Below are 14,508 nucleotides of genomic sequence, written 5' to 3'. Positions count from 1 at the left end.
TCCGTACTTCTCAAGACTTCTGCCAGGCCTCGGGACTTATCCGGGCCAGGGCTTTGAATGCAGGTTTTGCAAACAGATAACCCTGCATCAGGGAAATGCCGCAGTCGGCGAGAAAGTCCCGCTCCTCCACCTGCTCTATACCTTCGGCAATCAGCTTAATCCCCAAGTCCGAACACATTGTGACAACCCCACGAACAATGGACTGACGCGCGCGATTGCGGTGAATGTCGCGGATCAGGTTCATGTCGAGCTTTATCAGGTCGGGTTGAAAATCCGCGAGCAGCGTCAGCCCGGAATACCCGGCCCCGAAATCATCGATGGCGGTCATGAAGCCGAACTCGCGATACTCGCGCAGAATGTTGCTCAAATGACCGTTGTTGTTCACATGTTCGCTTTCGATGGTTTCGAAAATCAAACGCTCGATAGGGAAGTTGTGTTGCCTGGCGGCCTCCAGCGTACTGCGGATGCACAGCTCGGGACGATACACGGCGTTGGGCAAGAAGTTGATCGAGAGACGCTCGGTCATGCCCAGTTTCGCGGCACCAGCAATGGCGGTGGTGCGACAGCTTTGATCGAATCGATAGCGGTTCTGGTCGGTGACCTGACTCAGGACTGACATTGCGCCCTCGCCATTAGGCCCGCGAACCAGCGCCTCATGAGCGAAAATCGACTGGTCGTGAAGGTTCACGATCGGCTGATAGGCGTAGTCAAACGAGAAATCCAGCTCTGGACTGCCAGTGCATCCAGCACACCCTTTTCTAGGGGCGGTCAACGAAGTTGGAAAATCGGTCACGTCGCGCTCCATTTAGGTGTGGGGCAATAAAAAGATGAATAGCTGTTTTTGACAAGTACATATCGGTTACTTCATGTTCATGGCGGCGCAGAAAAAGGGGGCCAGCGTGTGCCGTCGCTTTGTTTATCTGGCCTGGTAAAGTTCAGACTGTCACATTGATGAGGAATTCAAATGGCGCAAAAGCCAGAAGAAGACGATAAGGTCCGCCTGGATAAATGGCTCTGGGCCGCGCGCTTTTTCAAAACACGTGCGCTGGCCAAAGCGGCTATTGAAAGCGGCAAGGTGCACTGTCGCGGCGAACGTTGCAAGCCCGGCAAGAGCCGCGTATCGGTGACGAGTTTCAGATTCGCATGGGCTTCGACGACCGCACGGTGGTGGTCGAGGCATTATCCATCGTTCGGCGTGGCGCGCCAGAGGCTCAAACGCTGTATCACGAGACGCCCGATAGCATCGCCAGACGCGAGAACGCGGCGGCTCAGCGCAAGGCCGGCAACCTGGGAGTAACCACCGACGGAAAGCCGACCAAGAAGCAACGCCGGGAACTTTTCGGTTTCCGCGCCAGCCAGAGCAACGACTGAAACACTGCACCGGGCAGCTCCGGCTATCAGTCCGAAGTGCCATCCAGCTTGGAAGCGCACCGGATAGCTCCTAAAATGCCGGTCAATCCGCATGGCCCACGGCGCTTTCGAGTGCCGGACGGCGTTTGCTCAGCCGCGTGCCATCCATTGTCATTACTTCAGATACCTTTCCTACCTATGCATGATTTCCCGGACATCGATTTCACCCAGCGCTTCATCTTCGACGAAAGCGACGTTCGCGGAGAACTGGTTGCTCTGGAGCGCAGTTACGCCGAAGTGCTCGCCAAGCATCCCTATCCGGAGCCGGTCGCGCAGTTGCTCGGCGAACTGATGGCGGCGGCTGCGCTGCTCGTCGGCACCCTCAAATTCGACGGCCTGTTGATCCTGCAGGCTCGCTCCAGCGGCGCAGTGCCATTGCTGATGGTCGAGTGCTCCAGCGAGCGTGAGTTGCGTGGCATCGCTCGCTACGACGAATCGCTGATCAACCCCGGCGCGGGCCTTCAGGACATGATGCCTGACGGATCGCTGGCGCTGACCGTCGACCCGCGCCAGGGCCAGCGTTATCAGGGCATCGTGGCGCTGGACGGGGTCGACTTGTCGGAAAGCCTCTCCAACTACTTCGTGATGTCCGAGCAGTTGGGTTCGCGTTTCTGGCTCAAGGCTGACAGTCACCGTGCGCGTGGCTTGCTGCTGCAACAATTGCCTGCCGCGCAGATCACCGACGCTGAAGAGCGTGATGCCAACTGGGAGCATGTCATCACCCTGGCCAACACCCTCACGGCCGAAGAAATGCTGAGTCTGGATAACCAGACCATCCTGCATCGCCTGTTTCACGAAGACCCGGTTCGCCTGTTCGATATTCAACCGATCTGCTTCCGTTGCAGTTGCTCTCGCGAACGATCTGCCAATGCGCTGGTCAGTCTCGGGCTGGAGGACGCGCAGCAATTGGTTATCGAGCACAGCGGTACGATCGAGATCGACTGCCAGTTCTGCAACGAACGCTATCTGTTCGATGCCACTGACGTCGCGCAGCTGTTTGCTGGCGGCGGTGTCGATTCGCCATCTGACACGCGCCATTAATCATCGCGTAAAGGGCCTCAGAATACGGTGTGGGCCCCTGTAATGCTGTTCTGACAGGAGGGTCCTACCATTTCCGGGCATTTCTGGCATAATCCGGCCCACTTTTACGCTGTAGTAGTGGTTGTTTTTTTACTACAAAACCGTTTGGAGCACTCGGCCACAGGCCGACGGGGAACCTCATGACGCAAACCAACAACGCTGTGTACACCGATCTGAGCACCGACGAACTGGTCAAGGAAGCCCTTGCCCGCAAAGAAGGCGTACTTTCCGATACTGGCGCACTGGTTGTGGAGACAGGCCATCGTACTGGCCGTTCGCCGGTCGATCGTTTCATCGTTGAAGAGCCGAGCACTCAGGACGCCATCGCCTGGGGCCCGATCAACCGCAAGTTCCCGGCCGAGAAATTCGACGCCCTGTGGAACCGTGTCGGTGCGTACCTCGCCGAGCGCGAGCGCTTCGTTTCCCATGTTCATGTAGGCTCCGATCCTGCGCACTACCTGCCCGTCAAGATGACCACCGAGACTGCGTGGCACAATCTGTTCGGCCGTTGCCTGTTCATCAACCCTGAACAGTACAACCCGGCTGGCAAGGACGAGTGGGAAATCCAGAACGCGCCATGGTTCGTTTGCGACCCTGAGCGTGACGGCACCAACTCCGACGGCACCGTGATCATCAACTTCGCAGCCCGCAAGGTGCTGATCGCAGGCATGCGTTATGCCGGCGAAATGAAGAAAGCCATGTTCTCGGTGCAGAACTTCCTGCTCCCGGCTTCCGACGTTCTGCCGATGCACTGCGCAGCCAACATGGGCGAAGAGGGCGATGTAACCCTGTTCTTCGGCCTGTCCGGCACCGGCAAAACCACCCTGTCCGCCGACGAAAGCCGTTACCTGATCGGTGACGACGAACACGGCTGGGGCGAAGGCGTGGTGTTCAACATCGAAGGCGGTTGCTATGCCAAGTGCATCGACCTGTCCGAGAAGAACGAGCCGGTCATCTGGAAAGCCATCCAGCACGGCGCGGTACTGGAAAACGTCGTACTCGACCCGGTTACCAAAAAAGCCGATTACGCCGACAGCAGCCTGACCCAGAACAGCCGTGCGGCCTACCCGCGCGAACTGATCGAAAAACGCGCACCGAAAAACCTCGGTGGCGAGCCGAACGCCGTTATCTTCCTGACCTGCGACCTGACCGGCGTACTGCCACCTGTGTCGATCCTCAGCGAAGAACAGGCCGCCTACCACTTCCTGTCGGGTTACACCGCACTGGTTGGCTCGACTGAAATGGGTTCGGGTTCGGGCATCAAGTCCACCTTCTCCACCTGCTTCGGCGCACCGTTCTTCCCGCGTCCGGCTGGCGAATACGCAGAACTGCTGATCAAGCGCATCCGTGGCTTCAAATCCAAGGTCTACCTGGTCAACACCGGCTGGACCGGCGGCGGCTACGGCGTCGGCAAGCGCTTCAACATCCCGACCACCCGTGGCGTGATCGCAGCGATCCAGAGCGGTGCACTGATCGGTGCCGAAACCGAGCACCTCGACACCATCAACCTCGACGTACCGAAGTCAGTACCCGGCGTCGATACCGGCCTGCTCAACCCACGTAACACCTGGGCTGACAAAGCCGCCTACGACGAAGCAGCAAAAGCACTGGCTGGCCTGTTCGTGGAGAACTTCAAGAAGTTCGACGTGAGCGACGCCATCAAGGCTGCGGGTCCGAAGTTGTAATTAAACATCTTCAGGGTCACACGCCCGTGTGACCCTCGAAAATGCTCAAGCAAACGCCTCGACTTGTCGGGGCGTTTGCTTGTCTGGAATACTGATTTCCACTGAGAACGATGGCCAGGAGGTGTGTTGTGGGGGTAACCGGGATTCAGATACGGCGTTTCGTGCCGAGCGACGAGCAAGGTGTATCGGCGATGATTCTGCCCATCCAGCGCGAAGAGTTCGGTATTCCCATCACCGCCGAAGACCAGCCTGACCTGAAAGCGATTCCGGACTTTTACCAGACCGGCACAGGGGATTTCTGGGTCGCGGTACAAGACGATCAGGTCATCGGCAGCATCGGCCTCAGGGACATCGGCGCAGGCCAGGCAGCACTGCGCAAGATGTTTGTCGCCGCGCCGTTTCGCGGCCGGGAATTCTCCGTTGCAGCCAGACTGCTCGAGCGCCTGATCGAGGAATCAACTCGCAAAGGCGTCACCGAAGTATTCCTGGGCACGACCGACAAGTTTCACGCTGCGCATCGCTTCTATGAAAAGCACGGCTTTAGAGAGATCACGAAGGAGGACCTGCCTGCGAGCTTTCCGTTGATCGCGGTGGACAGCAAGTTCTATGTGCTGGGCCTGAAAGAACAATGACGTGGCTACACCGCAGCGGTGTCGGCGAACCGCAATGCAGCAGAACGCGGACAGCCATAGAGGGCACGCGAACCCGCGTGCTCCGTCACAGGCGCTCAAGTCCCCTGAGTGCCTGACTGGCTTTTCAGCGTGTTGAAAATGTCCATCGCCGAGCTGTCCCCCGATGTAATGTTGGCGGCGTAATGGGCGGGGTATTGGGCTTTTTCTATGGGTGGCAGCTGATCGTAATGGGCGAGAAGCATGACCAGCGTTTGAGTACTTTTGCCGGTTTCGTTGTATTCGTCGGTATACCTTTGGCATATGCCCCTTTTCCATACTTGCTCTTGAGAGTAGTTTTCGGAGTAAGCAGCATTTCTTTCGTTTATTGTGAAGTCGCCACCCTCGTCATAAATAATCAACCTCAGTTGATCCTGAGATAAACCCGCGAATGGGTTTTTTCCTGCCCCGTTGTTGAACGAAGTCGCTTGCACGGCTCTTTCGAGCAATGCAGGGTCGTCCGTATCCGGAATCTCTGCGTCGTGCAGTTTTCTATTGGCGTAATAGCTGTTGCCTGCAACTTTATCACTAATATTTTTTGCCAAGCCCCCCAGGCTTTTGAAGTCAAGACTGCTGTCGCGAGCCTGAGCTCGTGCGGCACTACTACTTAATTGACGGGACAATGTCGAGAAGGTGGCACCGTCAATAGCAGATGCAGAATCAAGTTCTTTCAGGCTGGAGTTTAAAGTCGTGGCGGAGGTGCTTTTCTCGACAGTCGTTAGTGCAGTTTTATGGGTGAGGTGTGTGAGGGATGTTGTATCAATCATGCTGCGTCCTCGCGGCAGGGGCCAATCCATGGCTTTATATTCACTCTTTATATCGGCCCAGCCAGACACCGCTTTAGTTTTCCGCTGAAAAGCGTGCGTATCAAAATGCGACACGCACGCTCCGGGGGCTTATTTCATGGTGAATTCAGCAGCCCACGCGTAGGTGGACAGATTGGTGGCGCGAGACGTCGCCGCGCAGACAGCGCCGCCTTCAGAATTTGCAGTCCGGTTCCATTTCGGCACCTTGGCCCCGCCTGCACCGGGAAGCTTTATAAAGGTGGTCGAGAATACGCAAATCTTGGACCCCATGACGTAGCGAACACTGGCGTAGCTGGTATCCGGCGAGAGAGTGCTTTGCATCGAGTAAGTATCTGAACCTCCCGGGGGGACTGCAGAGTTAATCGGTGATTTAGCATTCAGCCGGGCAGATATCTCATTACGCGTAACGGGTTTATACTCCGCCACCTCGGAGCCCAGGTTTTTAAATGTAACAGTAACTGCTGGCCCCGCTTGCGCCGTAACGCTGGTGCACAGTGTTGCAAAAGCAAGGGAAGCCAATAAGGTCTTGTTGGTTTTCATAGGGAATAATCCTTGAGTTAAATGAGTAATTTCATATTGATTTTGAATAAGGTAAACGCGAGACGAAACGGGGTAGCGGTCGTTCGTGCCCATACGGATCGTTCAGCTTATAGCGTGTCGCGGAGGGTTAGTAAGTCGTGCGCACAGTGAATGCGTCGGTCAGATAAAGTATCTCCCGTCAACATGATAGATAAAGGTTAAGCGATGCATAAAGCGCATGACTGCCTTGATGGGCCCGTCAGGAGCAAATTTTAACTTGCTGAAATTAGTTATTGTTTTTTAACACAAGCGACACGGAAGGCAAGTAGGAAACTTCTGATTCTTCGTGCATTGGCGAAAGAAATTTTTAATTCTTGTCTTTTAGCGCTGCATTGGATTAACTGCGCTGGCGAGAGCTAAACATGTAAGTATATTGCGCCCTACAAGGCTGAAGGGCGCAATAACTTTCTTCACGTCACCGCATAAAACTTGCGCACATACCCCGTGCTGGTCCATTTGCAGGGCGCGCCCTGGGCGACGAATACGGTATCGCCGGTATTCACACTCAGGCTCGGGCCGTTTTCCAGGCTCAACACTACGCTGCCTTCGATCAGGTTCATCAGTTCATGGATCTTGTGCGGCCGCGAGATGCGCTCGTAGGGTGTGGAGTCCCAGACGCCGATGCGCAAAGTGCTTGCGGTGTCTTCAAACAGGTTGTTGCTGCGGCACTGCGGCAGCGCGCTGATCATGATCGCCGGGTCTGGCGGTGAGGACGGTGTGAGCATGGCGAGGCGGTCGAGCGCGGTGATGCCGGGTTTGTCTGGCCCGCTGGCCTGGGTGGACGCGCAGAACGCCCAGAGGCTGTCCGGTTGCGCTTCGATACGTACTTGAGTGCCGCGCCCGATCACGGCACTTTCGCCGGTCTTGATCGTGATGCTCTCGGTGCCGGAGGTCAGAGTGGCGGACCCGCGATGCATCACCAGCATTTCGGTGTAGGGGTAGGCTGCCAAGGACAGTGACATGCCGAAGTGAACGATGCCAGCCGCAATACCCTGTTCATCGACAAATGCCGTGCGGCGGCCACTGTCGAACGGGTCATGCGCATCAATGGGGCCGGTGGTGAATTCGGTATCTACCGGGCTGAGGTCAGCGCGGGCCAATAGCAGGACTGTGGGGTGGGGCATTGAGTCGGGCTCCTGAAGTTGAAGAGTGGCTGATCGTTCCCACGCTCTGCGTGGTAATGCCTTTCGTGACGCTCTGCGTCACATGCTCAAGACCGGACGCAGAGCGTCCAGAACTGCATGCCAACGCAGAGCATTGGCACGATGATGTTCTTCCGGGCGATCAGCCGATCGCCTGGGTAATCAGCGCAAACTGGCGCACACCCTGACTGGCTTGCGGGACTGCGCCCATGCTCATGCAGGTCACGCTATCGACGCGCTTGAGGCCGGCGTCCTCCAGCCAGTCGGCCAGGCCGCTGTCGGTCGGGATGTCGATACGTACGAAGGCATAAGGCACGCGGGCCAGCAGTTCTCCGATCATGTGTTTGGCCTGGTCGACGCTCTGGGCGACGACAGGGCCGAGGCACAGGCCGCGGCCGAACGGGCGCAGCAGAGCAAAGGCCTGTAACTGGCCGTCGTGCTCGATGCCGACGGCGTGCTCAAGGTTGTTCAGCACATCGCCCAGCGTCACCGAGCGGTCCATGCCCGAACCGGCGTTGGCCAGTTCCAGCACGCGAGGGTGGTCAGCCTCGCTCAGCCCCCGGCAACGTTCGTGTGCCTTCAATTCGGTGGTTCCGGTCGGTTGTGCCTGCCCCTGACGCTGCTGGATCTCGCCAAAACTGACAAACCCCATCTTCGCGTAGAGCGGCGCACCCGCCAGTGTGGCGTTGAGGACCGCCGTGCGGGGCGCGACGCAGCCTACGGCCAGCTCCATCAACTTGCGACCAATGCCCTTGCCCTGATAGTCGTCGCTGACGATCACCAGACCAATGGTGGAAAACTCGCCCTGATGGCAGGCAAAGGCACTGCCGATCAACCGCCCGTTGTGTACCGCGACAAAGCCTTGGGCGACACGTTGCAGCATGGCCCAGTCCTCAAGCCGATGCGGCCACTTCAAGGCGATGGATAACTCATGCGCGTTGCCCACATCGGCTGCGGTCATGGGGCGAAATTCAAAATCGAGGCGTTGCTGAGCGAGCATGACGTGTCTCCGTCCAGAAGGATGCACAGGCAATAAAAGGATGCGTCAGGCATGTTGTATCCCACCTGCTGCGGACGGTGACAAGAGGGCTGCACGCATTCGGCAGATTCCACGAAGTGCCGTTCGCCAGACCACAGTTACTGCTTAAATCGGCGCGGCCTCCGGCAGCAAATGCTTAGGGTTTTCACCCCGTGTTCAAGCCTTTTATATAGGGCTCGGAGTTTGTCGCCCGCCAAGCGCTGGCGCGGCGCAGTTTCTGCGGCGCAAACCCGCGGGTTTGAGCCCGAGCGCCCTGAAAAGGGTCATAAAAGCGCCGAAAACCGGGGTCTGCCCAAGGCTGGAGCGCCCCGCAAAGTCTGCTGAGCGCGCACCTCAAAACGGTGGTTTCTATCAAGCAGCCATCACTTTTAACGCCATCTGCTGATTTCACGGTGTTGTAATGAGGTTGTGCTGCAGCGTGCATCACCGCCCCTGGACATCAGGCCGGATTGCTCGTCATGCCATGACCTCAACGAACTTTCAGGACCGCACACAATGAGCTTTCTTCGACCAAAATTCATTACGTTCGACTGCTACGGCACCTTGACCAATTTCCACATGGGCGCCATGACGCGCGAGCTGTTTGCCGACCGCGTTGCGGCTGAACAGATGGATCAGTTCGTCAAGGATTTTTCGGCGTATCGTCTGGATCAGGTCATGGGTGACTGGATGCCGTACGACGAAATCCTCAAGGTCGCACTGGCTCGCACCTGCAAGCGCTGGAACGTTGAATACCGCGAAGAAGGCCAACTGTATTACGACGCCGTGCCGACCTGGGGCCCGCACGCCGATGTGCCCGCCGGCCTGTCGAAAATCGCCGACAAGATCCCGCTGGTGATTTTCTCCAACGCCAGCGACAGCCAGATCATGTCCAACGTCGAAAAGCTCGGCGCGCCGTTCCACAAGGTGTTCACCGCTGAACAGGCCAAGGCCTACAAACCGCGTCTGGCTGCTTTCGAGTTCATGCTCGACAACCTGGGTTGCGGCCCGGAAGACATCTTGCATGTGTCCTCAAGCTTCCGTTACGACCTGTTCTCGGCGCATGACATGAAGATCAGGAACAAGGCATTCGTGGCGCGTGGTCATGAGCAGCCAGCCAACAGCAGCTTCGAATACCACCAGATTCCCGATATCGGCGGACTGGCCGGGCTGGTCGGCTTGTAAGCCAGGCCCGGCGCCTGGCACCGGCATTTTTCAAGGTGCTCTTCGATGAGTGACAAGGGGAACGAGATGCGCAGTGAGTCTTACTGGCTCGATACGGCTCCAGGCTTTACCGGCGCGCAGGACGGCGCAGTGGAGGGGCAGGCTGACGTGGTAGTGGTCGGTGGCGGTTTCACCGGCCTTGCGGCGGCGCGTGCATTGGCCTTGAAAGGTGCCAGCGTGGTGGTTCTGGAAGCAGGCCGGGTGATCGGCGAAGCGTCGGGCCGCAACGGCGGACAGTGCAATACCGGCGTGGCCCAGGACTATGCGTCGCTGAGCGCAACCCTGGGTGCCGATCAGGCACGCGAGTATTACAAGGCTTACGAAAGCGCGGTGCAGAGCGTCGTGACCGTGATCGAGCAGGAAAACATCGCCTGCGACATCAAGCGTAACGGCAAGCTCAAGCTGGCGGCCAAGCCAGGGCATTACGAAGGACTGGCGCGCACCTGCGAGCTGATCCGCCGTGAAGTCGATGCTGACGTCGAGCTGCTGTCCGCCCAGGACGTGCGCGCCGAAATCGATTCGAACGAGTTTCACGGCGGCCTGCTGCAGCGCAACGGCATACAGATGCATGTCGGACGTTTCGGTCTGGGTCTCGCCGACGCGGCGGTGCGTCATGGCGCAAGGGTCTATCAGAACGCAACGGTAAAGGACTGGAAGGCCAACCGTGGCGGCTTTGTGGTCAACACCTCGAAGGGCTCGATCCAGGCCGGCCAGCTGCTGCTGGCGACCGGTGCCTGCCAGCATGGCGGACTGGGCTGGTATCGCCGGCGCATCGTGCCGGTCGGCAGTTTCGTCATCGTCACTGAAGTGTTGCCGCAAGCGCTGATCGACCAACTGTTCCCCCACCAGCGCGCTTACGTGACCAGCCGTTTGATCGGCAATTATTTCCGCCTCACGCCGGACAACCGCCTGCTGTTCGGCGGGCGGGCGCGCTTCGCCATGTCCAACAGCAGCTCCGACGCCAAGAGCGGCAAGGTACTGCAGGCGGCCATGGTGCAGATGTTTCCGCAACTGGCACACGTCAAGGTCGACTACTGCTGGGGCGGACTGGTGGACATGACCTCGGACCGTCTGCCGCGTGCAGGCGAACACAACGGGGTCTTCTACTCGATGGGTTACAGCGGCCACGGTGTACAGATGTCAGTGCACATGGGGCGGATGATGGCCGACGTCATGGAAGGCAAGGCACAGGCCAATCCGTGGAAGGACTTGAGCTGGCCAGCCATTCCCGGCCACTTCGGCAAGCCATGGTTTCTGCCGCTGGTAGGCGCGTATTACCGCTACCAGGACAGCCGCCACTGAGTGTTTGTTTGACCGTCGTCGTGTGTGTTTGAAGGACGCTCCGGCCAACCGTGAGCAATTCGGAATTTCCCCTTTTCGACAGGTAGAACTGATATGGCTGATAACAAAACCGACTCCGCGTTGATCACAGGCCAAGACAGCCTGCGGGTTTTCGAAGGTCTCAATCGTGGCCTGTCGCGGCGCGATGCGTTGCGCATGCTGGGTGTTGCAGGTGTGGTTGCGGCGGGCTCCACCAGCCTGTTCGGCGCGGCCGGCAAGGTCTTTGCCGATGACGCGGATGCCCCTGTCAAAGGCAAGCCGGGCGGCCGCATTCGCGTTGCCGGCATGTCCAGTTCTACCGCCGACACGCTGGATCCGGCCAAAGGCGCGCTGTCTACCGACTACGTGCGTCATTTCATGTTCTACAACGGCCTGACCCGTTTCGACAGCCATCTGGTCCCGCACATGGAGCTGGCCGAGAAGATCGAAAGCGACAACGCGACCGTCTGGACCGTGACCCTGCGCCAAGGCGTGACCTTCCACAACGGCAAGGCGCTGACCGCTGGCGACGTGGTGTTCTCCCTGTCGCGCCACAAGGACCCGGCCACCGGCTCGAAAGTCCTGCCACTGATGGCACAGTTTTCCGAGATCAAGGCCACCGGCCCGCTGGAAGTGCAGATCACCCTCAGTTCGCCCAACGCCGAGCTGCCGTCGATCCTCGCCGTTTCACACCTGCTGATCGTGCCCGAAGGCACCACCGACTTCAGCAAAGGCATCGGCACCGGGCCATTCACCGTCAAGGAATTCAACCCTGGCGTGCGCTCGGTCAGTGCACGCAACCCCAACTACTGGAAGCCGGGCCTGCCGTACCTGGACGAGATCGAATTCATCGCCATCAGCGACGAGCCATCGCGGGTCAACGCGCTGCTTTCCGGCGACGTACACATGATCAACGAGGTCAATCCGCGCTCCACCACACGCATTGCCGCCAGCGCCAAACACCGCGTGGTCGATGCACCGTCCGGCAACTACACCGACCTGATCATTCGTCAGGACCAGATGCCCGGCAAGAGCCCGGAATTCACCGAGGCCATGAAGTACCTGCTGGACCGTGAACAGGTCAAATCGGCGGTGTTCCGTGGCTACGCGCGCGTGGGTAATGACCATCCGATCTCGCCAGGCTCGCGCTACTTCAACGCCGACCTGCCACAGCGCGCCTACGACCCGGAAAAAGCCAAATTCCTGCTCAAGAAAGCCGGCATGGAAAAGATCACCATGGCCGTCGCGGCATCGCCTGCCGCCACGGGTTCGGTGGACATCGCCGTGCTGCTGCAACAGTCCGCCAAACAGGCCGGGCTGACCCTCAACGTCAACCGTTTGCCAAGCGACGGCTACTGGTCCAACCACTGGATGAAACACCCGCTGAGCTTCGGCAACATCAACCCGCGCCCGAATGCCGACGTGATCTTCTCGCAGTTCTTCCAGTCCACAGCGCCATGGAACGAATCCGGCTGGAAAAACGACCAGTTCGACCAGTTGCTGTTGCTGGCCCGTGGCGAAACCGACGACGCCAAGCGCGCCAAAATGTATGGCGACATGCAGGCTCTGGTGAGCCAGAACTGCGGCATCGGCATCCCCGTGTTCATCAGCAACATCGACGGTGTGGACAAGCGTATCCAGGGCTACTCCAGCAACCCGCTGGGCGGCTTCATGGGCTACATGTTCAGCGAGCAGGTGTGGCTGGACGCATAAATGCAACGCTGAACCGAGCAGGAGGATGCAGATGAATAGCAACACACTCTGGTTGATCGTGCAGCGCTTCGGCGCGGCGATCGTGACGTTGTTGATCGTTTCCATCGTGGTCTTCGCCATCACGGCGGTGTTGCCCGGAGACGCAGCGCAACAGGCCCTTGGGCAATTCGCGACGCCTGAACAGGTCGCGGCATTGCGTACCCAACTGGGCCTCGATCAGCCAGGTGTGGTGCGTTACCTGCATTGGTTGACCAACCTGCTCGGCGGCAACCTCGGCGAATCGGTCTCCAACGCGATGCCGGTTTCCGAGCTGATTGCCGGACGCTTCCCGAAAACCCTGATGCTCTCGGCCACCACCGCGCTGGTATCGGTGCCGGTCGCGCTGGCACTGGGCATCGGCGCCGCAATGGGCCGTGGCGGTCGCCTCGATGGCGCGCTGAATTTCATCACCCTGTCACTGGTCGCGGTGCCCGAGTTTCTGGTGGCGACGCTGGCGGTGCTGATTTTCGCCGTCAACCTGGGCTGGCTGTCCGCGCTGTCCTATGGCGCCGATGTCAGCTCGCCGTGGCAGTTCATGCGCACGTATGCATTGCCGGTGATGACCCTGTGTTGCGTGATCGTGGCGCAGATGGCGCGCATGACCCGCGCTGCGGTCATCGACCAGCTGGACAGCCCGTATGTGGAAATGGCGCGCCTCAAGGGCGTCAGCCCGGTGCGCGTCGTCTTGCGCCATGCCTTGCCGAACGCCATCGGGCCGATCGTCAACGCCGTGGCACTGAGCCTGTCGTACCTGCTCGGCGGGGTGGTTATCGTCGAGACCATCTTCAACTATCCCGGCATCGCCAGCCTGATGGTCGATGCCGTGACCAACCGTGACATGGCCCTGGTGCAGGGCTGCACAATGCTGTTCTGCTCCGCTTACCTTGGGTTGGTGCTGATGGCCGACCTATGTGCAATTCTTTCCAATCCGAGGCTGAGAACCCAATGACTCAATTCATTGCGAAATCGACGCCTGCGGCGCCGCAACCGGTGCTGCGCAAAAAGGCGTCCCGTCCGACCTCATGGCTTGGCCTGCTGGGCGCTACGGTGTGCTTCATCTGGTTGATGGTCGCCCTGTTCGGCCCCTGGCTCGCGCCGCATCCGGTGGGCGAAGTGGTCTCCGACAACATGTTCGAAAACATGAGCGCAGCCTACCCGTTCGGCACTGATTACCTGGGCCGCGACATGCTCAGCCGCGTGCTGGTCGGTGCGCGCTTCACCGTCGGTCTGGCATTGATTTCTGCCGTGCTGGCCAGCGGCATCGGCACCCTGTGTGCGCTGCTGTCGGTGGTCGCGCCAAAATGGCTGGACGAAATCATCAGCCGCCTGATGGACGCGTTCATCTCGATCCCCAGCAAAATGCTGGCACTGATCATGGTCTCGGCGTTCGGCTCGTCCGAAGTGTTGCTCATCTGCACGGCGGTACTGAGCTACACGCCAGGCGCGTTTCGGATCGCCCGCAGCCTGGCGGTGAACATTGAGGCGCTGGAGTACGTGCAAGTGGCGCGCACACGCGGCGAGGGCCGTATCTACATTGCCTGCCGGGAAATCCTGCCGAACATGCTCAACCCGGTCATGACCGACCTGGGCCTGCGCTTCGGCTTCATCGTCTTGCTGCTCAGCGGCATGAGCTTTCTGGGGCTCGGTGTACAACCGCCTGACGCCGACCTTGGCTCGCTGGTACGCGAGAACATCGGCGGCCTCAGCCAGGGCGCTCCGGCTATCGTGATCCCGGCACTGGCCATCGGCACCCTGACCATCGGCGTCAACCTGTTCATCGACCGGCTGGCCTCGCGGCGCGGCCGTCGTTCGGGAGGGCATTGA

The 14,508-nt window shown here is 59.1% G+C and carries 13 protein-coding genes and 1 pseudogene; 9 read left to right on the top strand and 5 right to left on the bottom strand.

The annotated features are described in order from the left end of the window. Positions 1–10: 10 nt before the first annotated feature. A complete protein-coding gene (gene rimA / locus PCPL58_RS03280; RefSeq protein WP_003367569.1) occupies positions 11–793 on the bottom strand; it encodes a S6 modification regulatory phosphodiesterase RimA in 783 nt (260 codons plus the stop codon). A gap of 171 nt (positions 794–964) precedes the next feature. On the opposite strand from rimA, the pseudogene PCPL58_RS03275 reads away from it, so the two are divergent. From PCPL58_RS03275 to PCPL58_RS03260, 4 genes and pseudogenes are all read left to right on the top strand, one after another. Continuing rightward, positions 965–1,371 (top strand): annotated as a pseudogene (locus PCPL58_RS03275) (RNA-binding S4 domain-containing protein). Between the two features lie 177 nt (positions 1,372–1,548). Beyond that, positions 1,549–2,451, top strand: coding sequence for an Hsp33 family molecular chaperone HslO (gene hslO / locus PCPL58_RS03270; protein ID WP_065348813.1), 903 nt, complete (start codon positions 1,549–1,551; stop codon positions 2,449–2,451). 179 nt (positions 2,452–2,630) lie between these two features. Continuing rightward, positions 2,631–4,175 carry a phosphoenolpyruvate carboxykinase gene (locus tag PCPL58_RS03265; RefSeq protein WP_003367573.1) on the top strand — a complete coding sequence of 515 codons (1,545 nt, stop codon included), beginning with the start codon at positions 2,631–2,633 and terminating at the stop codon, positions 4,173–4,175. A 128-nt stretch (positions 4,176–4,303) separates the two neighbouring features. Then, positions 4,304–4,807 carry a GNAT family N-acetyltransferase gene (locus tag PCPL58_RS03260; protein ID WP_003435032.1) on the top strand — a complete coding sequence of 168 codons (504 nt, stop codon included), beginning with the start codon at positions 4,304–4,306 and terminating at the stop codon, positions 4,805–4,807. A gap of 95 nt (positions 4,808–4,902) precedes the next feature. Here PCPL58_RS03260 and PCPL58_RS03255 read toward each other — a convergent pair whose 3' ends face one another. The 4 genes from PCPL58_RS03255 to PCPL58_RS03240 form a co-directional block, all read right to left on the bottom strand. Then, positions 4,903–5,610 carry a hypothetical protein gene (locus tag PCPL58_RS03255; RefSeq protein ID WP_065350988.1) on the bottom strand — a complete coding sequence of 236 codons (708 nt, stop codon included), beginning with the start codon at positions 5,608–5,610 and terminating at the stop codon, positions 4,903–4,905. A 129-nt stretch (positions 5,611–5,739) separates the two neighbouring features. Further along, positions 5,740–6,189: a hypothetical protein gene (locus PCPL58_RS03250; protein WP_065348812.1), complete on the bottom strand. Its 450-nt coding sequence runs from the start codon at positions 6,187–6,189 to the stop codon at positions 5,740–5,742. A 449-nt stretch (positions 6,190–6,638) separates the two neighbouring features. Next, positions 6,639–7,352 (bottom strand): cupin domain-containing protein, encoded by a 714-nt coding sequence (locus PCPL58_RS03245; RefSeq protein WP_065348811.1) that lies wholly within the window; start codon positions 7,350–7,352, stop codon positions 6,639–6,641. Positions 7,353–7,512: 160 nt separating this feature from the next. Further along, a complete protein-coding gene (locus PCPL58_RS03240; protein ID WP_065348810.1) occupies positions 7,513–8,370 on the bottom strand; it encodes a GNAT family N-acetyltransferase in 858 nt (285 codons plus the stop codon). Between the two features lie 534 nt (positions 8,371–8,904). On the opposite strand from PCPL58_RS03240, the gene PCPL58_RS03235 reads away from it, so the two are divergent. The 5 genes from PCPL58_RS03235 to PCPL58_RS03215 all read left to right on the top strand — a co-directional run bounded on the left by PCPL58_RS03235 (position 8,905) and on the right by PCPL58_RS03215 (position 14,508). Next, positions 8,905–9,573: a haloacid dehalogenase type II gene (locus tag PCPL58_RS03235; RefSeq protein ID WP_065348809.1), complete on the top strand. Its 669-nt coding sequence runs from the start codon at positions 8,905–8,907 to the stop codon at positions 9,571–9,573. A 66-nt stretch (positions 9,574–9,639) separates the two neighbouring features. Next, positions 9,640–10,914, top strand: a complete 1,275-nt coding sequence (locus PCPL58_RS03230) for an NAD(P)/FAD-dependent oxidoreductase (RefSeq protein ID WP_004663173.1) — start codon at positions 9,640–9,642, stop codon at positions 10,912–10,914. A gap of 93 nt (positions 10,915–11,007) precedes the next feature. Beyond that, positions 11,008–12,645, top strand: a complete 1,638-nt coding sequence (locus PCPL58_RS03225; RefSeq protein ID WP_003435048.1) for an ABC transporter substrate-binding protein — start codon at positions 11,008–11,010, stop codon at positions 12,643–12,645. 31 nt (positions 12,646–12,676) lie between these two features. Beyond that, the gene (locus PCPL58_RS03220; protein ID WP_065348808.1) at positions 12,677–13,633 is read left to right on the top strand and encodes an ABC transporter permease; all 957 of its coding nucleotides are present in this window, start codon (positions 12,677–12,679) and stop codon (positions 13,631–13,633) included. Beyond that, complete coding sequence (locus PCPL58_RS03215) at positions 13,630–14,508, top strand: ABC transporter permease (protein ID WP_003435052.1); 879 nt, start codon at positions 13,630–13,632, stop codon at positions 14,506–14,508. Before PCPL58_RS03220 ends, PCPL58_RS03215 begins: the two co-directional genes overlap by 4 nt.

Origin of the sequence: Pseudomonas cerasi (assembly GCF_900074915.1) — a bacterium.
Taxonomy (GTDB): domain Bacteria; phylum Pseudomonadota; class Gammaproteobacteria; order Pseudomonadales; family Pseudomonadaceae; genus Aquipseudomonas; species Aquipseudomonas cerasi.
This window is presented reverse-complemented; position numbering and strand designations above follow the sequence as displayed.